This window comes from Methylophaga pinxianii (assembly GCF_020447225.1).
Classification (GTDB): Bacteria; Pseudomonadota; Gammaproteobacteria; order Nitrosococcales; family Methylophagaceae; genus Methylophaga; species Methylophaga pinxianii.
Window position 1 is genome coordinate 1 of sequence record NZ_JAJAEO010000185.1, and the last position, 20,561, is coordinate 20,561.

Genomic DNA, 20,561 nt, shown 5'->3' on the forward strand with positions numbered 1-20,561 from the left:
TTCTTCGCTGTAGCGTTTTTTCATTTTGAGATCTCCAACTCCCATAGTTTATTGGAAATCTCATCAATGTCATGGCTCTAAATTCGGGGGAAAGGTCACGAACAATGCCCATATACTCACGGCCGTAGTTTTTCTTCATTTGCATCACGCCAAATAAATTACAAACCATCTCATCCGAATCAGATAGCAAATCAAACGGGAATTGCTGCTTTTCCTTAAAGTTTTCATGAGCACGCAGACTGTCTTTAGATACACCGAATATCACCGTATTGTGTTGGTTAAAAGTATCAATATGGTCGCGAAAGTTCTGACCTTCCAAAGTGCAGCCTGGTGTATTGTCTTTGGGATAAAAATAGATCAGTACATTTTTGCCACGCAGTTCAGATAACCGAATTGTTTTGTCGCCAGTTGCCGGCAATTCAAAATCCGGTACGGTTTGTTGTAACTCAACAGTGCTCATTAAACGTCTCCATTAGTAAAAGTTTTGTTGGCAGTACCTTACCCAAAGCAGTCCGGTCTTGTCATCTACTGGCTGGCAAAGTACCATGCCAGTTTATTTTCGCGGAGTCTGATGAATATGTTCAGCGGCAGTATGGTAGCTCTGGTAACACCCATGCGGGCGGATGGCTCGTTAGACGGTGAAAGCCTGCGCAAGCTCGTTGATTTCCATATTCAGAATGGCACCAGTGCGATCGTCGCAGTGGGTACTACAGGTGAGTCTGCCACGTTAAGCATTGATGAACATACTGATGTGATTCGTCAGGTGGTTGAGCAGGCAGCAGGGCGTATTCCGGTCATTGCTGGAACAGGGGCCAACTCCACTGAAGAAGCTATTGAACTTTCTCTTTACGCCAAACAATTAGGTGTTGCTGCAGTTTTGCTCGTAACACCTTATTACAATAGACCAACACAAGAAGGTCTCTATCTGCATTTTAAAGCGATTGCCGAAGCCGTTGATATTCCGCAAATTCTGTATAACGTTCCCAGCCGCACAGCCTGTGATTTATTACCCGAAACGGTAGGTCGTCTTGCCAAAATTGACAATATTATCGGTATTAAAGAAGCCACCGGTGATGTTCGTAGAGTTAAGTTAATTCAAGATTTGTGTGACGATAATTTCGAACTTTACACCGGTGAAGATGCCAATACCGTTGATTTTATTTTGGCCGGTGGCCGTGGGGTTATTTCAGTAACCGCCAATGTCGCACCAGCATTAATGAGTCAAATGTGTAAGTCAGCGTTGAATGGCGATGCTGAGACTGCCCGTGAGATTAATGACAAGTTATCTTTGCTGCATCAAAGATTATTCTCTGAATCCAACCCTATTCCAGTGAAATGGGCCCTCCACGAAATGGGGCTGATTCCGGAAGGGATACGTTTACCAATGACTGTTTTGTCTGAACAATTTCATCAACCGGTTCGTGAGGCACTGGTGACCGCCGGTGTTTTGAATCCATAAGTGAGTGAATGTAATTAAATGAACACAAATCGTTTTAAGTTGAAAGCCTGTGGTGTTTTGGTCGCTGTAAGCGTTTCAGGTTGTGGAATAATGCCATCACTGGATGAGGTCGCTCCTGACAATACCCAAAAATATCGCAAAGCGGAAACTATGCCTCCGCTGGATATACCACCTGATTTGAGTACTTCACGAATTAACGATCAAATTGCCGGCAATGAGCAAAGCACAGCAACCTATTCTGAATATGAAGAAGCGGGCACAAACCCATTAGCCGCTCGCTATAACATCACACCCGAGTCCAAACCTGCCTTATCCGGTGAAGGCGCTGATCGTCATCTGGTTGTGCCAGGCGATCGTGATGAAACATGGCAGCGTATTGAAGCGTTTTGGGCGGATATCAATATGAATATCCATCGTAAAGATCAGCGCATTGGTCTGATGGATACGCAACCGGATGTTGATGGTTATGCCTATCGTGTTCGTATGGAACGTGGCGATGTAAATCGTTCTGCCCGTGTTTATGTGAATGGTACTGATGACACCAACCGTAACAATCAAAAAGATGAAGCGATGCTGCGTCAATTGGCAGAATATCTGGGCGGCTTATATCAGCAGGATAAAGAACGCGCTCAAGCCAGTTTGCCAACTTCTGCAGCACAACAAACCGAAGCACGAGTCATTCTGCTCGATGAGGCAGAAGGTCAACAAGCTTTATTGGTTGAGCAAGAATTTACCACCGTTTGGGATCGCGTAGGTCGTGTATTGGATAGCCGCGGTTTTGCGGTTGAAGACCGCGATCGCACACGTGGTACTTACTATGTGCGTTATCTGGATCCGTTTAACCAAGCAGAAAAAGAAGAACGTGGCTTCTTTGGCCGCATGGCGTTCTGGAAAGATGATGACGAAGTCGCACCAGAAGAGTACTACTACATCAAACTGATTTCAGATGCTTCTGATACCCGTATCACCGTATTGGACTCTGAACAGGTTCGCACCTCTTCAGAGACCGCAAAACGGCTGTTGGGGTTGATCCAGGAACAATTGACTCAATAATGCGTTTTGCATCACTTGGCAGTGGTAGCCGGGGCAATGCAACACTGATTTCACAGGGAAAAACCACAATTCTGGTGGATTGTGGTTTTTCTGCTCGTGAAACTGAAAAACGTTTGCGGCGTATTGGGCTAACGTCATCTGATTTGACCGCTATTCTGGTGACCCATGAACATGCCGATCATATTGGCGGCGTCAGAGTACTTTCGCAGAAATTCAATATTCCGGTTTATGCCACTCCGGGTACAGCAGCATGTTTACCTATTGAAGTGATGCCGCATATCCACGAATTCAGTTGCCATGAGACGTTTATGGTTAACGATATTGAAGTCTCACCATTTCCGGTTCCACATGATGCGCGTGAGCCCAGCCAATTTGTATTTCATAACGGCAATTTTCGTTTAGGCATTCTTACCGATGTAGGCTTTGTTACGCCGGTAATTGAATCTGCTTTGACGTTATGTGATGGACTCATGCTTGAAGCTAATCATGATATGGCGATGCTTGATCAGGGTGAATATCCTGAATATTTAAAGCATCGGGTAGGTGGTCGTTTCGGACATTTAAATAACGTGCAATCTGCCGAATTACTTGCGAAAATTGACACCTCGCGTTTGCAGCACATCGTTGCCATGCATATCAGCGAAAAGAATAACTCCCCGGCGTTAGTGAAACCGTTGTTTGCTGATGCCTTGAATTGCACACCAGACTGGATTGGCATTGCTGAACAAGATGCCGGATTTGACTGGCGCGAACTTAAAAAAGCTTAAGAGAAAACACCATGCAAAAATTACAGCAACTTTATGCCGGTAAAGCCAAAAGCGTCTATGCGACTGATGATGAGGATTATGTCGTTCTCAGTTTTCGCGATGACACATCCGCATTTGACGGCGAACGCATCGAGCAATTGAGTCGCAAGGGTGAAATAAATAATAAGTTCAATGCTTTTATTATGGAGCAACTGGGCAAAGCGGGTATTCCAACGCATTTTGAAAAGCTGCTTAGTGCCAATGAAGCATTAGTTAAAAACATGAAAATGATCCCGGTTGAGTGCGTAGTGCGTAATGTCGCTTCCGGCAGTCTGGTGCGTCGTTTGGGTGTCGAAGATGGCATGGAGCTTAATCCACCGGTATTTGAGTTTTTCCTGAAAAATGATGCCCTGCATGATCCAATGGTGAATGAATACCACATCGCTACCTTTGGCTGGGCCACTGATGAGCAAGTTCAGCGTATGAAAGCACTAACCTTTGAAGTCAATCAGGTGCTGAAAAAGTTGTTTGCCGAGGCCGGAATGATTCTGGTGGATTACAAACTGGAATTTGGTGTGTTTAAAGGTGAAATCTATCTCGGGGACGAATTCAGCCCGGACGGCTGCCGTTTATGGGATGCTGAAACCCGTAAGAAACTGGACAAAGACCGCTTCCGTCAGGGCCTAGGTGGAGTGATTGAAGCCTACGAAGAAGTCGCCCTGCGGATTGGTGTGCCTCTCTAGTCATCCTCACATTGCGGTATTAAAGAGTCAACCACAGAGACACAGAGGGCACAGAGGCTTTGAAAGAATTTATCCGCAGATTACGCAGATGGACGCAGATTATTAGCGTTGTAACATTGACTTAACCTCTTGTCACAAATTATGAAGTGGTGAATTCAAAAAAAACGTAGGTTAGCGCTGAGCTTGCGAAGCCCAACACACCGTTTATGTCGGGTTTCACTACGATGAACCAACAAACACTATTATTAATCTCTGTGTCCTCCGTGTCTCTGTGGTTAAATTCTTCTAATCTGCGCCCATCTGTGTAATCCGCAGATAAATACAATGGACATGAAATAGTCGTTGTTTCTATCCAACCCGCCTTGCCACTGCATCAACCAACCGACATAATCCCTTCTGTTTATTCGCCAGAACAGGGAAGATAATGTCGCGTACTCTCTCGAAATATCCTTTATTGCCACAACAACCGATTGAATGGTTACTGGCATTACTCTTCCTGATCTCTCCCTTTTATCTCGCCTCCAGTCTTGGAGGTACCGGTTTTGATCTGCCATTTAATATCACCGTCTGGGCAGCAGCGACAGTAGTTATTGCTTATTCAGCCTGGTATTTCTGTGGACAGGATAAGCTGATTCTCCCGCCAAATTACAAAGGTCTTTTGGCATTACCTGTTGGTATTCTGTTGGCCGCAGCATTAGCAGGTGTGCATGACCCGATTACTTGGCTGTTTCGTATTGTGTATGTGATGGCAGGAGTGATTTTTCTCTTCGGTTTATTTCAGTTTCGACTCAAAAATACTGACAGAATTTTACTTTTGCTCTCAGTTGCGACATTACTTCATGGTCTCTTTGGTTTAGTTCAACTTTTTCAGCCGCTAATACTGGACTGGATTCCGAAAACCAACACGCAAATAGCTACTGGAGTTTTCCAGCAAGTGAATGTTATGGCCAGTTTTTTGGTGACTGGCATATTGATTTGTATTTATCTTTGTCTACGACCAATTTCCTATAAGCGACCTAATCTAAAAGTTTTTTTATTGCTGACTATCACTGTGGCTACTTATGTGATGGTATCAACGGGCTCAAGGATTGGACTTCTATCCGGAATATTCGGTTTATTGATGCTGCTGATTGGTTATCGAAATCAAGTGAGAAAAAATTGGAAAACGATTATTTCAGTTTTGATATTGATCCTAGTGGCAAGCTGGCTAGCTAAAGAAGGTATACATAAAACGCTGGATAAAACTTACAAGATTGTAGAGGCGCAATATTCAGACCAGCGTTTAAGCATTTATCGCATTTCTTTTGATGCCTTCTCTGAAGCCCCAATAAGAGGCCATGGCATCGGCAGTTTCCTTGAGCAGTTTGGCTTGTCTTCATCAGAATTTTATAAACAACATCCAACCGCAGAAATGCCGAATTATATTGCACATCCCCATAATGAGCTTTTGCAGTGGGCAATTGAAGGGGGCTTGCTGGCATTGGGAGGGATTGTAATTGCTGTAATCAGTGTACTTTGGTTTGTAATTAAACAAAGGCAACAAAGGCTATTAGCCTATTTGGCATTATTACTACCGATTACCTTTCATACACAGGTAGAGCACCCTTTTTATATTTCATCATTACACTGGTTTATTTGGTTAACGTTGCTTTTTGTATTACTTAATCATCAGTTAGTTGTTAGACAAAATTCCATCAGCTTAATGGCAAAAAAATCACTTCGTGGTTTGCTGGTTATTCTGCTTATCGTAACTTTGCTTTTTTTATGGCAAACATCACAAGCTCAACAACAGTTATATCAATTTATAAAACAATCGCAGCAAGCGCCTCAATTGGATAGCGCGTTAAATAATTTGTATTACAAAACCTATGCAGAGCAAATCGTTATGCGAACTCATTTACATGATGCAATCGGAAGAAATGACGCTGACAAATTAGTTCAGGTGGTGAATTGGTTTGAATCAGAGTTGGTTAAAAAACCTGAGTTGAAAGTCTTTGAAGATATTATTAATGGTTATTTTGCTTTGGAACAAACTGAAAAGCGATGTCAGACAATTGGTAAAAGTCTGCAGTATTACCCAGCAAATAAAGTTTTACAGAATCTTCAACAAGATTGTTCTGCCATAAACTGACAAAAATTGTCACTAATTGACGTTACTTGACGTTTTTTAAAGTTGATGAAGCACATGTTTTTTTTAAATTGATGATTTTAATGATAATAATATATTGGCATGGAGAGTGCTCTACTGATTCTGACCACAAAGCTTGTCGTCTACTTATGGAGATTGAAAGATGAAAAAAATACAACAAGGTTTTACATTAATCGAACTGATGATCGTTATCGCGATCATCGGTATTTTGGCGGCAATCGCTTTGCCTGCTTATCAACAGTACACTAAGAAAGCGAATTTCAGTGAGGTGATACTTGCCACGTCAGCACCTAAAATCGCAGTAGAAATTTGTGCTCAAACCAACATTACGGCAGGGCAGGCTATTACTGGTTGTGGAGCTGGCAGTAACGGAGTTCCGGTAGATCTTACCAATCCTAGTTCACGGGTGGCATCTGTAACCACATCTGATGCTGGGGTGATTCAGGCTGCTGCAGCTAATACCGGTGGACTTAATGGCGAAACTTATACTTTGACTCCTGTTAGCAACGCTTCTGGAGCCATTACTTGGACTGCTGTGTGCAGTGATCAGACCCTCTGCTGATATTTACAAACATAATATTTAATGTTTCACAAATAGCCCCGAACTGGGGCTATTTTGTTTCTGAGCTTAAAATATTCACTATAAAATCTCTTTTGACAGCCGCACCTAAATTGCTTTCAATTGCCCCATAAATTCTTAATTGGGGAATCCCATGGATAATGATCCACAAAAAATTACCGTTGGTTGGCGAGAGTGGTTGAGCTTGCCGGAGTTGGGTATAGATAGAATCAAAGCCAAGGTGGATACCGGTGCCAGAACATCGGCGATTCATGCCTTTTCGGTTGAGCCGATTGAAAAGAACGGCGAGCTTTGGGTAAGATTTGGGGTACATCCGAACCAGAGTGACACCGAAACCGAAATCTGGTGTGAAGCGCCGGTTAAGGATGAACGCAACGTAACAGACTCTGGCGGACACACCGAAAAACGTTACGTGATTCAAACGCCACTAAGCGTAGGTGGTCACACATGGCCCATCGAAATTACCCTGACTAATCGCGACACCATGCTGTTTCGAATGTTACTGGGACGCACTGCCATGACGACTGGTAATATATTGGTTAATCCGGCATTGTCGTATCAAGCCAGCCCTTCACCAACCAACACAATTCAAGCACCCAAAGACGAAGTGCTTGATGGAGAATCTGCATGAAAATAGCCATTTTGTCCCGTAATTCGAAGCTGTATTCGACTCGTCGATTAGTCGAGGCGGCGGAAGCACGAGGACATGAGGTTGATGTGTTGGATGTGTTGCGCTGCTATATGAATATCACCTCAATGAAGCCGGAAGTGCATTACAAAGGCCAAAACCTGACCGGTTATGACGCTGTTATTCCGCGCATTGGGGCTTCAGTGACCTTTTACGGTACAGCAGTTTTACGTCAGTTTGAGATGATGAACGTATATCCGCTGAATGAATCCGTCGCTATCAGTCGTTCACGTGACAAACTTCGTGCCTTGCAATTATTGTCACGCCGAGGCATTGGGTTGCCGGTCACCGGTTTTGCGCATCGCCCGGATGATGTAGATGATTTAATCAAAATGGTGGGTGGTGCACCATTAGTCATTAAATTACTTGAAGGTACGCAGGGCATTGGCGTGGTATTGGCTGAAACCTCAGGTGCTGCCGAGAGTGTTATTGAAGCCTTTATGGGCATGAAAGCCAATATTCTGGTGCAGGAATTTATCAAAGAAGCCGGTGGCGCGGACATCCGTTGTTTTGTGGTGGGTGAAAAAGTGGTTGCCGCCATGAAGCGCCAGGGTAAAGAGGGTGAATTCCGTTCTAATTTACATCGTGGTGGTACGGCAAACCTTATTCGTATTACACCGGCTGAACGTGCTACTGCTGTGCGTGCTGCTAAAACCATGGGGCTTAATGTCTGTGGTGTGGATTTGTTGCGTTCGAATCACGGTCCCGTGGTAATGGAAGTAAATTCATCGCCAGGGCTGGAAGGTATTGAAGCTGCTACTGGTAAAGATATTGCCAGTTTGATTATCGATTTTATTGAAAAAAATTCTGTTTCCGGAACCACTAAAACCAAAGGCCGAGGTTAATGGCAGATGAACTGATTATTGCCGGGCAGAGCATTGCTCCGGGTGAAAATAAAGTAGTTGATGTGGCATTACCTGATTTGTACATGCATACCTCGTTAAGTATGCCGGTACAGGTGATGCGTGGTAGACGTGAGGGGCCGGTTTTATTTGTATCTGGTGCGGTGCATGGTGATGAAATTGTCGGCGTGGAAATTATTCGCCGCTTAGTCAGAAGTAAACGCTTAAAAGGCCTCAAAGGTACATTAATTACCATACCGGTTGTGAATGTTTATGGTTTTATTAACCAGACACGTTATTTACCCGACAGGCGGGATTTAAACCGTTGTTTCCCCGGATCTGAAGAGGGGTCATTAGCTGCACGATTAGCGAATTTGTTTATGAGTGAGGTGGTTAACAAATGCACGCACGGCGTGGATTTACACACTGCGGCTATTCATCGCGATAATCTTCCGCAAATTCGTGCTGCACTGGATAACCCTGTGGTTGAAGAGATGGCAAGGTCATTTAATGCACCTGTCATTTTGAATTCAGGATTAATTGAAGGTTCATTGCGCCATGCCTGTCAGCAGGTTAATGTTCCGGTTATTGTCTATGAAGCGGGTGAAGCTTTACGCTTTAATGAACTGGCGATTCGTGCTGGTGTCAGAGGCGTATTAGCCGTTATGCGTAAGCTGGGTATGTTGACCGAGTCACGTACCAAACATTTGAAGCCCGTCGAACCCTTTGTGGCACGCTCGAGTAGTTGGGTCAGAGCGCCACAAAGCGGAATTTTCAGAATGCTGGTGCCGATGGGCGCACAAGTAACAAAAGGCGACACACTTGGCATGGTTGCGGCACCTTATGGTGATGAAAAATCCGAAACCAAAGTTGTCGCAATTTGCAGCGGCGTTATCATTGGCCGAACCAATATTCCCCTGGTTAATGAAGGTGAGGCGTTGTTTCATATTGCGCGATTTAATCGTCCGGATGAGGTCGCTGATAGCGTCGAAGCCTTCAATACCAATCTGGATCCTTCTACCGACACCAGTGCACCGGAAGAGCGACCGATTATCTAACTCGCTCTTTGCGGTCAGATAGACTTGATGCTGTCATAATATTTTTGCAATTTATCCTTAAAATAGTGACAATCCCGCGATTTAACTGAAGCCAAAGGGGGTCATACTGATGACACAAACCCAAGCCAACCTTGATATCAACACACCGCCAGTTGCGACAGAAGAATGGAGTGCGCAACAGAGCAGCAAGCTTTATGGTGTGCGTGATTGGGGGGCGGATTATTTTGATATTTCCGCAGATGGCAATGCTGTCGTCAGTTTGCAGTTTGGTGAAAAGACAGTTCATGTTCCACTGATTGATATCGTGAACGGCATGAAAGAGCGTGGCTTGGATATGCCGGCTGTTTTACGCATTGAGAATCTGCTGGATTTACGCATTACCCAATTGAATGAAGCCTTTGCCCGCGCGATTGAAACGGCTGGTTATCAAAATCATTACCGCGGCGTGTTTCCTATCAAGGTCAACCAGCAATGCCATGTAATTGAAGAAATAGCCGATTATGGTCGTCGCTATCACCATGGTCTGGAAGCCGGTAGTAAAGCCGAATTAATCATTGCGATCTCTCAGTTACGTGATCATGACAGTTTGATTATCTGTAATGGCTATAAAGACGAAGAATTTATCGAATTGGGTTTATATGCCCGTCAAATGGGTATCAAGTGTTTCTTTGTGCTGGAAACCGCCACGGAATTAACCACTATTCTGGAGCGTAGCAAAGCGTTAGGAATTGAACCACTGATTGGTATGCGTATTCGACTCGCATCAACCGTTGAAGGACACTGGAATGGTGACAGTGGTGATCGTTCAATCTTCGGCTTGTCGACGAATGCTTTGCTGGAAGTCGTAGAGCAACTCAAAAAAGCCGATATGTTGCATTGTCTGCAGTTACTGCACAGCCATTTAGGTTCACAAATCCCCAATATCCGTAATATTCGTAGTGGTGTAATGGAAGCCTGCCGTTTCTATACCGGTCTTATCGAAGAAGGCGCACCGATGGGCTATATGGACCTGGGTGGCGGTTTAGCGGTTGACTATGAAGGTGCTCACTCGAATAGCACGCACAGTATGAACTATGGTCTGGATGAATACTGCTACAACATTATTGAAGCTTTGCAGGAATGTCTGGATCCGTTGGATATTGCCCATCCAGTACTCATTACTGAATCAGGACGTGCATTAATCGCTTATTCCTCGATGCTGCTCTTTAATGTACTAGAGGTACGTGACCATAAGCCTGGTGCGATACCTGACCAAGCCCCTGAAGACAGTCACGATATGTTGTTCAATCTTTATGCCGTGCTGGGCAACGTTACGGTGCAAAACCTGCAGGAATGTTACAACGATGCGATTTATTACCGTGATGAATTAAGAGAGTTATTCCATCACGGGCAAGCGACATTACGCGAACGTGCACTGGCCGAAAATGTTTCATTAGCGATTCTGGAGAAGATCTCCGAATTATTGCCTCAGGCACGGCGTGTTTCTGCTGAGTTAGAGAGCCTGCCAGAATTATTGTCTGATATTTATTATGGCAATTTCAGTCTGTTTCAATCCTTGCCAGATATCTGGGCCATTGATCAGATCTTTCCAATCATGCCCATCCATCGGTTAAACGAAAAACCGACACGTTCCGCTGTGATCGCTGATATGACCTGTGATTGTGACGGCAAAATCGATTCGTTCTCGTATGAAGATGGTATTAGTAAAACCTTACCTCTTCACCCGCTTAAAGAAGGCGAAGAATATTATTTAAGCGTATTCCTGGTCGGTGCTTATCAGGAAACCTTAGGTGATTTGCATAATCTGTTTGGTGATACCAACGTGGTCAGTGTGCATATCAGTGAAGATGGCAGCTTTAACTTCGTCCGCGAATTCCATGGCGACAGCATCGCAGATGTTCTCAGTTATGTGGAATACGATCCGAAAGTGATGCAGGAACAATTCCGCAAACTGGCAGAACAAGCGGTGCGAGACGGCAAAATTTCTGTGCCCATGCGTCAACAAATGTTACGTGCCTTCAGCGACAGCATGAATGGCTATACCTTCTTTGAAAGATAATCTCAGGTTTAAGGACCCAGCTATGTCAAAAGTGATCATTATTGGCGCCGGTGGTGTTGGCGGCGTCGTTACTCATAAATGTGCCCAGTTACCGGAAATTTTTTCGGAAATTATTTTGGCCAGTCGTAATGAAGATAAATGCAAAGCTATCGCCGCACAGCTTGACCGTCCTATTCGCACTGCTCAAGTGGATGCGGACAATGTGCCGGAGTTGGCGGCGTTACTGGAAAAGGAAAAACCGGATCTGGTGATTAATGTGGCATTGCCATATCAGGATTTGCATATTATGGACGCATGCCTGGCTGCTGGTGTGGATTATCTGGATACAGCCAACTACGAACCGCTGGATACCGCCAAGTTTGAATATAGCTGGCAGTGGGCTTACCGCGAAAAATTCGAAAAAGCTGGTTTAATGGCTTTGCTGGGCAGCGGGTTTGATCCAGGTGCGACAAATGTTTTTACTGCGTATCTCGCCAAACATTATTTTGATGAAATCCATGAGCTGGATATTATTGACGTTAATGGCGGCGATCACGGTTATCCGTTTGCCACCAACTTTAATCCGGAAATTAATATCCGTGAAGTCACTGCAGAGTGCCGTCATTGGGAAGATGGCAAGTTTGTCACAACGCCAGCCATGTCGAAAAAAGCCAGTTTTACCTGTCCTGAAGGAGTCGGTAACTACAATATCTATCGTATGTACCACGAAGAGCTCGAATCACTGGTCGTAAATTTCCCGACCTTGAAACGTGCTCAATTCTGGATGAGTTTTGGTGACAGCTATTTGAAACACCTGGAAGTGCTGGGCAATGTAGGCATGACGGGAATTGATCCAATCGACTACAACGGACAACAGATTGTGCCGATTCAGTTCCTTAAAGCCTTGTTACCTGACCCTTCAACCCTTGGTCCTCGCACCAAAGGCAAAACCTGCATCGGTTGTGTCGTGAAAGGTGTTAAAGACGGTAAGCAGAAAATCGTTTATCTGTATCAGATTAAAGATCATCAGGATTGCTACGCAGAAGTACAGTCGCAGGCAATTTCCTATACTACCGGTGTACCAGCCATGATCGGCGCCAAAATGATGCTGGAAGGGAAATGGAAGAAACCGGGTGTGTGGAATATCGAACAGTTTGACCCAGATCCGTTTATGGAAGATATGAATAAATACGGACTGCCTTGGCAAGTGATGGAACTGGATAATTTCAATCTCGACGATTGATCATTTGCCATAAAAATTAACCACAGAGACACAGAGGGCACAGAGTTTTTTTATCCGCAGATTACGCAGATTTTCGCAGATTATTTTTGTCGGGTTACGCTACGCTAACCCAACATGCGTTTTTTAAGAACATGTAGGTTGGGTTGAATTTATGAAACCCAACAAGGCACAGAACAATATTGATGGTGTTGGGTTTCGCAGGCTCAACCCAACTTACATTCCATTTAAAATTAGAAATCTGTGTCCATCTGCGTAATCTGCGGATGATTTATTTTTATCTCTGGGCTCTCTGTGTCTCTGTGGTTGATAAGTATTAATAATATAAATTAACTATCATTTTCAGGTATTTGAAAATAATGCAATTTACCGACTTTACCAAGCTGGATTTGTCTCGACTGCCTTCGCCCTGTTTTGTGGTGGACGAGGTAGCTGTAGAGCGTAATCTACGCATCCTGAATCATGTGCAAACGGCAAGTGGCGCTAAAGTACTCGCAGCTTTAAAAGCTTTTTCAATGTGGTCTTTGGCACCGTTAACAGCCAAATATCTTAGTGGCACCTGTGCCAGTGGTCTGCATGAAGCGCGGCTTGGTTTTGAGGAATACGGTGGGGAAGTACATGTATTTGCTGCGGCCTTCAGTCAACAGGATATTGATGAACTGCTGACTTTTGCTCACCACATTGTGTTTAATTCCTGCGGCCAATGGCTGCGGTTTCGGGACCAATGCCTGGCTGCGCAGCAGCAGCGTCCTGAACTGCATTTTGGTTTGCGTATCAATCCCGAACATTCTGAAGGTGCGGTGCCGATTTATGATCCGTGTGCACCCGGTTCACGCTTGGGAATTCCGTTATCCCAATTAGATGAAACGGCTTTGGATGGCATTTCAGGACTGCATTTTCATACTTTATGTGAGCAGGGATTTGAACCATTACAACGTACAGTAAAAGCAATGGAAGCCAAATTTGGTCATCTGTTGCCACAAATGCAGTGGGTCAACTTTGGTGGTGGACATCATATTACGGCTGATGGATACAATATTTATGGTTTGATCCAATTAGTGCAGGATTTTAAACAACGGCATCAGGTCGAAGTGTATCTGGAGCCGGGCGAAGCGGTAGCGATTGGTACTGGTATTTTGAGTTGCGAAGTGCTGGATATCAGCTGGAATCATCTGGATCAGGCTATTCTCGATACTTCTGCTACCTGCCATATGCCTGATACTCTGGAAATGCCGTATCGACCAGATATTACTGGTGCCGGCATGCCAAATGAAAAAACGCATACTTATCGGCTCGGCGGTTTAACTTGTCTGGCCGGCGATGTGATTGGTGACTACAGTTTCGATAAGCCACTGGAAATTGGTCAACGCCTGGTATTTGAAGATATGAGCCATTACACCATGGTGAAAACTACGACGTTTAATGGCACCAAATTACCGTCACTGGCTATCTGGAATTCCGAAACCGATGCGTTACGTGTGGTCAAAAACTTTGGCTACAGCGATTTTAAAGAGCGATTGTCATGAATACTGAATTAAACGAAGAATTTCCGATTTTTCTGGGATCTGAGATTGATCAGGCGGATCCTAAAGAAGCGATGTTTCATGTTTTGCCTGTGCCATACGAAAAAACGGTTTCCTATGGTGGCGGCACAGCAAAAGGACCATCGACTATCTTGAATGCTTCATGGCAGCTGGAAAAATGGGATGGCAAAAGTAATCCCTGTGATTTGGGCATCTATACTTGCCCGCCAGTCGATTGTAGTGTCAGCTCTCAGCAAGTCATTGAGAATATTGCTAATGCGACTGCGGAAATCATCCGTAATGGCGGTATCCCCGTAGTATTGGGCGGTGAGCATACGGTGACGTATGGGGTAATTAAAGGGTTGAAGGATGCGGGTATTGATGATTTCGGTATTGTGCAGATTGATGCGCATGCCGACCTGCGTCATGCCTATGAAGGCGATATTTTGAGCCATGCCTCGGTAATGAAACGCGCTGTGGATATGGGTATTCCGTTATTTCAGCTGGGTATCAGGGCGTTTTGCGAAGAAGAAATGCAGGTACGCAAAGAGTTTGGCGTGTATTACCAGGATGCCGATGAGCTGGTACCCAACAATATCAACAGCATTAATTTACCCGATAATTTTCCACAAAAAGTATTTTTTACCGTGGATATTGATGGCATGGATCCCAGTGTATTTCCATCAACAGGCACACCAGTGCCGGGTGGTCTGAGTTGGTATCAAACATTAAATCTGTTTGAATCGGTGGCCAAACAACGTGAAATTATCGGTTTTGATGTCATGGAGTTTGCGCCGATTGAAGGCTTTCATGCCTATGACTTCGCGGCGTCGATGCTGACCTACAAGTTGATGGGGATTACTGCTCGTAGTCGTCAAAGCTGATTTTTGCAAGTAACCCCAGAGACACAGAGGGCACAGAGTTAACAGAAAATCGATCCGCACTGGACTATTTAAAAAATGTAGGTCGGGTTAGCGCAGCGTAACCCGACAAAATAATCTGCGAAAATCTGCGTAATCTGCGGATAACTTTAAAATCTCCGTTCCCTCTGTATCTCTGTGGTTAATTAGTAGTTTTTGCTTTTCTTTGAAGCGTTTACACGTTAAAATTCGCGGTTTTTTTACTTTCTGGGGTCTGCGACATGAGCCAAGCTACAATCACCTTGCTGCAAAACTACTACGATGCGTTCAACCGTCAGGATATGGATGCGTTTTTGAATATGCTGACTGATGATGTTATTCATGACGTAAACCAGGCTGGACGTGAAATCGGTAAAGAAAAGTTCTCTGCATTCATGGATCGTATGAATGCACATTACAAAGAACAAATCGTTGATATTTCGATCATGACCAATGAAGCTGGTGACCGCGCAGCCGTGGAATTCACAGTATTGGGTGAATACCTGAGCACCGATGAAGGTCTGCCAGAAGCAAATGGTCAGAAATATAATCTGCCAGCAGGCGCGTTTTTTGTGATTCGCGATGGCAAAGTTGCCCGCATCACCAATTACTACAACCTGGAAGACTGGGTTAAACAAGTTGTTGGTTAAGCAGTAAAACAATCAGCCAGGCCGGAATGCTTTTTTCCAGCCTGGCTTTTTTATACGTCTTTCCACTGCACGGATTAAGATTACTATGCTGGAATTGAAACGTTTATCAGGTGAAGCCCTGAATCAATATATCCCGGAACTCTCCAGATTACGCATTCAGGTTTTTCGTGATTTTCCCTATCTTTATGACGGGGATCCGGAATATGAAGCGCGCTATCTGCAGACGTATATCCAATCACCTGACAGTGTGATTGTTTTAGCGTTTGATGGTGACAAGGTGGTGGGTGCGTCAACAGGCATTCCGCTGAAATATGAAACTGATGAAGTCAAAGCGCCGTTTATTAAAGCGGGCATTGATGTCGATAGCGTGTTTTATTGTGGTGAGTCAGTATTATTATCGCAGTATCGGGGCCAGGGTGCTGGCGTAGCGTTTTTTGATCATCGTGAAGAGCATGCACGTGAATTAGGCGGTTATAAATACAGCTGTTTTTGCGGTGTGCAACGACCTGAAGATCATCCGCGGCGTCCGGCAGGATTCCGACCGCTGGATAACTTCTGGCGCAAACGCGGTTATGAAAAACATCCAGAACTGCAGACGACTTTCAGTTGGAAAGAACTGGATGAAGATGAGGAATCTCCGAAGCCAATGACCTTCTGGATGAAGAAACTCTGACTACCGTTTTTTTCTAAAAACTTATGACCTTTTTATATAAATCTTTAAAGGCCATAAATAAATAAACTACCCGGCATTGAAATAAGGCTTAAATGCCCAATCTTTAATGTTCCATTAATGTTTTCCCGAGTTTGGTGTCAATGAGCAAAGTTAAAGTCGCTGCAGCACAGTACGATATAGGTTTTTTCAAAGACTGGTCACAATTTACTGATAAATTGACGCAGTGGGTGGCCGAAGCGGTTGAAGAAAAAGCCAAACTGCTGGTGTTTCCTGAATATGGCAGCATGGAACTGGCCTCAATGTTTGGTGAGGCGGTTTATAAAGATCTGGGTAAACAATTGCACTCCATGCAGGATGTTTATGCGGATTGGCAGGATTTACATCATCAACTTAGTAAACAATATGATGTGATGATGCTGGCCAGTACATTTCCAGTGCTTCAGGATGATGGCACTTTTCGCAATCGTGCCAATTTATATGGTCCAGATGGCCTGATCGGTTATCAGGATAAATTGATCATGACGCGCTTTGAAAATGAGCAATGGTTAATCCATCCAGGTCAGCAGATTAAAGTACTGGATACTGATGTCGGTCGTATTGGTATCAATATCTGTTATGACAGTGAATTCCCGATGATTGCTTATCAACAGGTCAAAGCCGGCGCAGATTTGATTCTGGCACCAAGTTGCACGGATACACAGGCCGGTTTTCACCGGGTTCGCATTGGATGTCAGGCTCGCGCATTGGAAAATCAATGTTATGTCGTGCAATCGCCTACCTTTGGTGAAGCACGCTGGTCAGAAGCGGTAGATGTGAATACCGGTCGTGCCAGTATTTATACGCCGGTGGATTATGGTTTTCCTGACAACGGCATACTGATTGAAGGTGTGGCAGACAAGCCGGGTTGGGTCTGTGCTGATTTGGATTTGACCGAAATCGCGCGCGTTAGACAGGAAGGACAGGTGTTTAATTACCGGGATTGGCCTTTGCAGTACAATTTATCTGGGCCGGACCAAACTCGCTAAACATATTAAACACCGCTGTGATGGCGGTGTTTTTCTTTATAGGGGCAATAGCCCTGCAACCTGTGTGGATGCACCAGTTGGCTGTGAAGTATAAAATGTCAGACCTAGATACTTTGAAAATTACAGGAGTCGTGCATGACTAATCCAGCGCAAATTGAGGAAATCGTCAAAAATTATCAGGATCCTTCGACGCTGATAACCCTGGGCGAGACTCGTGCTACGGTGAAGGTCCTGCAAGAAAATAATAAGACACAAGTTGATGTGACACTCGGTTATCCTGTTAAAGGTTATGCAGCTGAATTAGCTGAAAACCTCAAGCAATTACTTGAAGCCGATGGTGCTCTTAATGTCAGCGTCAATATCGCAACTAAAATTGTAAAACATAAAGTACAGCAAGGCGTTCCTGCACTGGAAAATGTCAAAAATATTATTGCGGTTGCCTCTGGTAAAGGCGGAGTAGGGAAGTCAACCACTTCAGTCAATCTGGCACTGGCTCTGGCTGCAGAAGGCGCAACAGTTGGGCTTCTGGATGCCGATATTTATGGACCAAGTCAGCCGCGCATGCTGGGCACCACGCAGCGCCCGGAATCTGTAGATGGCAAATCAATTGAGCCAATTCAAAGCCATGGTATTCAAAGTATGTCGATTGGTTTTTTAATCGATGAAGAAGAGCCTATGATCTGGCGAGGACCTATGGTGACCCAGGCATTGCAGCAAATGCTTGGAGATACGAATTGGAAAGAACTGGATTATCTGGTGATCGACTTACCACCGGGTACCGGCGATATTCAGTTGACCTTGTCACAAAAAGTTCCGGTTAGTGGTGCTGTTATCGTCACCACCCCGCAGGATATCTCTTTGTTGGATGCCCGTAAGGCATTGAAAATGTTTGAAAAAGTTAAAGTTCCCGTGTTAGGCGTGGTTGAAAATATGAGCACGCATATCTGCAGCCAATGTGGTCATGAAGAGCATATCTTTGGTGCCGGTGGGGGGCAATCCATGGCGGATCAATATGGCGTCAACATGCTGGGAAGTCTCCCTCTGGATATTCATATTCGTGAGGATGCCGATAGCGGTCAGCCAACGGTTGTCAAAGATCCGGAGGGTGACATTGCATTGGCCTATCGCGTCATCGCGCGTCGCATTGCTGCGAATTTGGCCATGCAGGGCAAAAATTATGCGGCTGCATTCCCGAATATAGTTATCAAGAACGACTAATCAGGCTATCATCATCATCTTTTGAGCTTAACAGACGGACTATGAGCATAAAATCAGATAAATGGATCCGCCGTATGGCGGAACAGCACGGTATGATTTCACCGTTTGAACCCGGCCAGGTTCGTGAACATGAAGGGCAACGTATTATCTCTTATGGCACGTCCAGTTATGGTTACGATGTGCGTTGCTCGACCGAGTTTAAAATTTTTACCAATATCAACTCAGCCATTGTCGACCCCAAAAATTTTGATGCCAGCAGCTTTGTCGATATTAATTCCGATGTCTGTATTATCCCGCCAAACTCCTTTGCATTGGCCCGTACTATCGAATCATTCAAAATTCCGCGTAATGTATTAACGGTTTGTTTGGGTAAATCCACTTATGCCAGATGCGGCATTATCGTGAATGTGACACCACTGGAGCCTGAGTGGGAAGGACAGGTAACGCTGGAATTTTCCAATACGACGCCCTTGCCTGCCAAGATTTATGCCCACGAAGGCGTAGCACAAATGTTGTTCTTTGAGTCAGATGAAATCTGTGAGACCTCCTATGCTGATCGAGCTGGTAAATACCAGGGACAGCAGGGCGTGACTTTACCGAAATCCTGATTGGAATGATGTCAATGAGTTATATCAGCAGATTCATAGTTCCCGGCCTGCTTTTATTACTCAGTGGTTGTGAACAGCGTCCCCAGCAAACCTATGAGTGGCAACATAGTGAAGGAAGTTATGCGGCGGCTTTTTCATCTGATGGCAAATATTTGCTGTCAGCAGATGTAGATGCCGCTGCCCGACTGTGGGATCTGCAAACAAATCAAGTCAAATACAGTTGGCAGAGTGAACAGAAGGAAACTATTCGCAGTACTTCGGTTGCCTTGGCTCAGTCCAGTCCATTAGCTGCTACTGTTGAGCTCGATACGGTTATGTTATGGAATACGGCAACAGGTATGCCGGAAAATCGACTGACATTTCCACTGAGAGTGAAAGCACTGGATATTTCTCCAGATGGTCAATTTTTATTATTGGCGTTGGCCGACAGTACAGCGATATATTTTGATATTAAATCCAATCGTGTTCTCAAGGTGTTTGAACATGATGGTGCCGCCGTAGATTCACCCGTTAAACATCCGATTAACAGTGTTGCTATCTCTCCTGATGGTAAAACGGCATTAACCGGGGGAGATGATCGTACAGCCAGATTATGGGATTTGCAGACGGGGAAAGAATTACAAAACTGGCTGCATGGCAATACCGTAAATCTGGTGAAATTTGATCCACAGAGTCGGTATGCTTTTACTGCTGCCGATAACGATCATGCTTATATCTGGTCGTTAGCAGATGGTAGCCAACAAGCTCAGTTACGCAGTTCGGCCTGGCCCAAAAGTATGCCCATTCCGGATTTTCCTGTATTTACCACGACCACCACAGCCGTCAATTTCTCGGAGGATGGTATGTTACTGGTTACAGGGCATGCCGCAGAACGCATCTGTGTCTGGCAACTCCCTCAGGGGGATAAATTACGCTGTTGGAAAGCCAGTCGAAAAAATCCACTTAACCCCGGTATGGTCATTCAAGCAGTGGCTTTTGATGCGAATGCCAGCAGTGTATTAAGTATTTCTGGTACGGGCATCGCGCAGCAATGGCAGTGGAGATAAAACAGATGTACAAACTGATTTTTTTTGTTCCTGAAACGCATAAAGAGTTGGTCAAAGAGGCCATATTTAATGTTGGGGCAGGTCATTTTGATGGATATGACTGTTGTAGTTGGGAAACACTGGGCGTCGGGCAATTTCGACCTTTGGCCGGCAGCCAGCCGTTTATTGGTGAAAGTGGAAAAATTGAACAGGTAAACGAATATCGGGTTGAGACAATTTGTTCGAACGACACTATCAAAGCTGTTGTCTCAGCTTTGAAACTTGCCCATCCATACGAAGAGCCTGCTTATCAGTATTGGCCTGTAAATCAAGAGGAATTCTAA

At 44.7% G+C, this 20,561-nt stretch carries 21 protein-coding genes; 20 read left to right on the forward strand and 1 reads right to left on the reverse strand.

Features of this window, described 5'->3' with window-relative positions:
• The coding region (locus tag LGT40_RS13330; protein WP_226070699.1) for a peroxiredoxin at window positions 1–460 on the reverse strand (460 nt) is incomplete at its 3' end.
• A 117-nt stretch (window positions 461–577) separates the two neighbouring features.
• Between LGT40_RS13330 and dapA the strand changes: the two genes are divergently transcribed.
• The 20 genes from dapA (at window position 578) to LGT40_RS13430 (ending at window position 20,561) form a co-directional block, all read left to right on the forward strand.
• Window positions 578–1,459: a 4-hydroxy-tetrahydrodipicolinate synthase gene (gene dapA, locus LGT40_RS13335; protein ID WP_226070824.1), complete on the forward strand. Its 882-nt coding sequence runs from the start codon at window positions 578–580 to the stop codon at window positions 1,457–1,459.
• Window positions 1,460–1,477: 18 nt separating this feature from the next.
• On the forward strand, window positions 1,478–2,512 hold the full coding sequence (gene bamC, locus LGT40_RS13340) for an NlpB/DapX family lipoprotein (RefSeq protein ID WP_226070701.1): 1,035 nt from the start codon (window positions 1,478–1,480) through the stop codon (window positions 2,510–2,512).
• Window positions 2,512–3,279, forward strand: coding sequence for an MBL fold metallo-hydrolase (locus tag LGT40_RS13345; protein WP_226070703.1), 768 nt, complete (start codon window positions 2,512–2,514; stop codon window positions 3,277–3,279). The genes bamC and LGT40_RS13345 overlap by 1 nt, the downstream gene beginning before the upstream one ends.
• An 11-nt stretch (window positions 3,280–3,290) precedes the next feature.
• Entirely contained in the window at window positions 3,291–4,001 is a 711-nt protein-coding gene (gene purC / locus LGT40_RS13350) for a phosphoribosylaminoimidazolesuccinocarboxamide synthase (protein ID WP_226070706.1), read from the forward strand.
• A gap of 424 nt (window positions 4,002–4,425) precedes the next feature.
• Window positions 4,426–6,132 (forward strand): O-antigen ligase family protein, encoded by a 1,707-nt coding sequence (locus LGT40_RS13355; protein ID WP_226070707.1) that lies wholly within the window; start codon window positions 4,426–4,428, stop codon window positions 6,130–6,132.
• A 160-nt stretch (window positions 6,133–6,292) separates the two neighbouring features.
• Complete coding sequence (locus tag LGT40_RS13360) at window positions 6,293–6,712, forward strand: pilin (protein ID WP_226070708.1); 420 nt, start codon at window positions 6,293–6,295, stop codon at window positions 6,710–6,712.
• Between the two features lie 151 nt (window positions 6,713–6,863).
• A complete protein-coding gene (locus LGT40_RS13365) occupies window positions 6,864–7,361 on the forward strand; it encodes an ATP-dependent zinc protease family protein (protein ID WP_226070709.1) in 498 nt (165 codons plus the stop codon).
• Window positions 7,358–8,263, forward strand: coding sequence for a 30S ribosomal protein S6--L-glutamate ligase (rimK, locus tag LGT40_RS13370; protein ID WP_226070710.1), 906 nt, complete (start codon window positions 7,358–7,360; stop codon window positions 8,261–8,263). The genes LGT40_RS13365 and rimK overlap by 4 nt, the downstream gene beginning before the upstream one ends.
• A complete protein-coding gene (locus LGT40_RS13375) occupies window positions 8,263–9,318 on the forward strand; it encodes a succinylglutamate desuccinylase/aspartoacylase family protein (protein ID WP_226070711.1) in 1,056 nt (351 codons plus the stop codon). Before rimK ends, LGT40_RS13375 begins: the two co-directional genes overlap by 1 nt.
• Before the next feature lie 109 nt (window positions 9,319–9,427).
• A complete protein-coding gene (speA, locus tag LGT40_RS13380) occupies window positions 9,428–11,377 on the forward strand; it encodes a biosynthetic arginine decarboxylase (RefSeq protein WP_226070712.1) in 1,950 nt (649 codons plus the stop codon).
• Window positions 11,378–11,399: 22 nt separating this feature from the next.
• The gene (locus LGT40_RS13385) at window positions 11,400–12,599 is read left to right on the forward strand and encodes a saccharopine dehydrogenase family protein (protein ID WP_226070713.1); all 1,200 of its coding nucleotides are present in this window, start codon (window positions 11,400–11,402) and stop codon (window positions 12,597–12,599) included.
• 356 nt (window positions 12,600–12,955) lie between these two features.
• Entirely contained in the window at window positions 12,956–14,122 is a 1,167-nt protein-coding gene (gene nspC, locus LGT40_RS13390; protein ID WP_226070715.1) for a carboxynorspermidine decarboxylase, read from the forward strand.
• Window positions 14,119–15,003, forward strand: a complete 885-nt coding sequence (gene speB / locus LGT40_RS13395) for an agmatinase (protein ID WP_226070717.1) — start codon at window positions 14,119–14,121, stop codon at window positions 15,001–15,003. The genes nspC and speB overlap by 4 nt, the downstream gene beginning before the upstream one ends.
• 257 nt (window positions 15,004–15,260) lie before the next feature.
• The gene (locus tag LGT40_RS13400) at window positions 15,261–15,668 is read left to right on the forward strand and encodes a ketosteroid isomerase-related protein (RefSeq protein WP_226070718.1); all 408 of its coding nucleotides are present in this window, start codon (window positions 15,261–15,263) and stop codon (window positions 15,666–15,668) included.
• 85 nt (window positions 15,669–15,753) lie between these two features.
• Complete coding sequence (locus LGT40_RS13405; protein ID WP_226070719.1) at window positions 15,754–16,341, forward strand: GNAT family N-acetyltransferase; 588 nt, start codon at window positions 15,754–15,756, stop codon at window positions 16,339–16,341.
• Between the two features lie 140 nt (window positions 16,342–16,481).
• Complete coding sequence (locus LGT40_RS13410) at window positions 16,482–17,366, forward strand: carbon-nitrogen hydrolase family protein (RefSeq protein ID WP_226070720.1); 885 nt, start codon at window positions 16,482–16,484, stop codon at window positions 17,364–17,366.
• Between the two features lie 135 nt (window positions 17,367–17,501).
• On the forward strand, window positions 17,502–18,584 hold the full coding sequence (gene apbC / locus LGT40_RS13415; RefSeq protein ID WP_226070721.1) for an iron-sulfur cluster carrier protein ApbC: 1,083 nt from the start codon (window positions 17,502–17,504) through the stop codon (window positions 18,582–18,584).
• A 41-nt stretch (window positions 18,585–18,625) separates the two neighbouring features.
• Entirely contained in the window at window positions 18,626–19,192 is a 567-nt protein-coding gene (gene dcd, locus LGT40_RS13420; protein WP_226070722.1) for a dCTP deaminase, read from the forward strand.
• A 14-nt stretch (window positions 19,193–19,206) separates the two neighbouring features.
• Entirely contained in the window at window positions 19,207–20,238 is a 1,032-nt protein-coding gene (locus tag LGT40_RS13425) for a WD40 repeat domain-containing protein (RefSeq protein ID WP_226070723.1), read from the forward strand.
• Window positions 20,239–20,243: 5 nt separating this feature from the next.
• Entirely contained in the window at window positions 20,244–20,561 is a 318-nt protein-coding gene (locus LGT40_RS13430; RefSeq protein ID WP_226070725.1) for a YqfO family protein, read from the forward strand.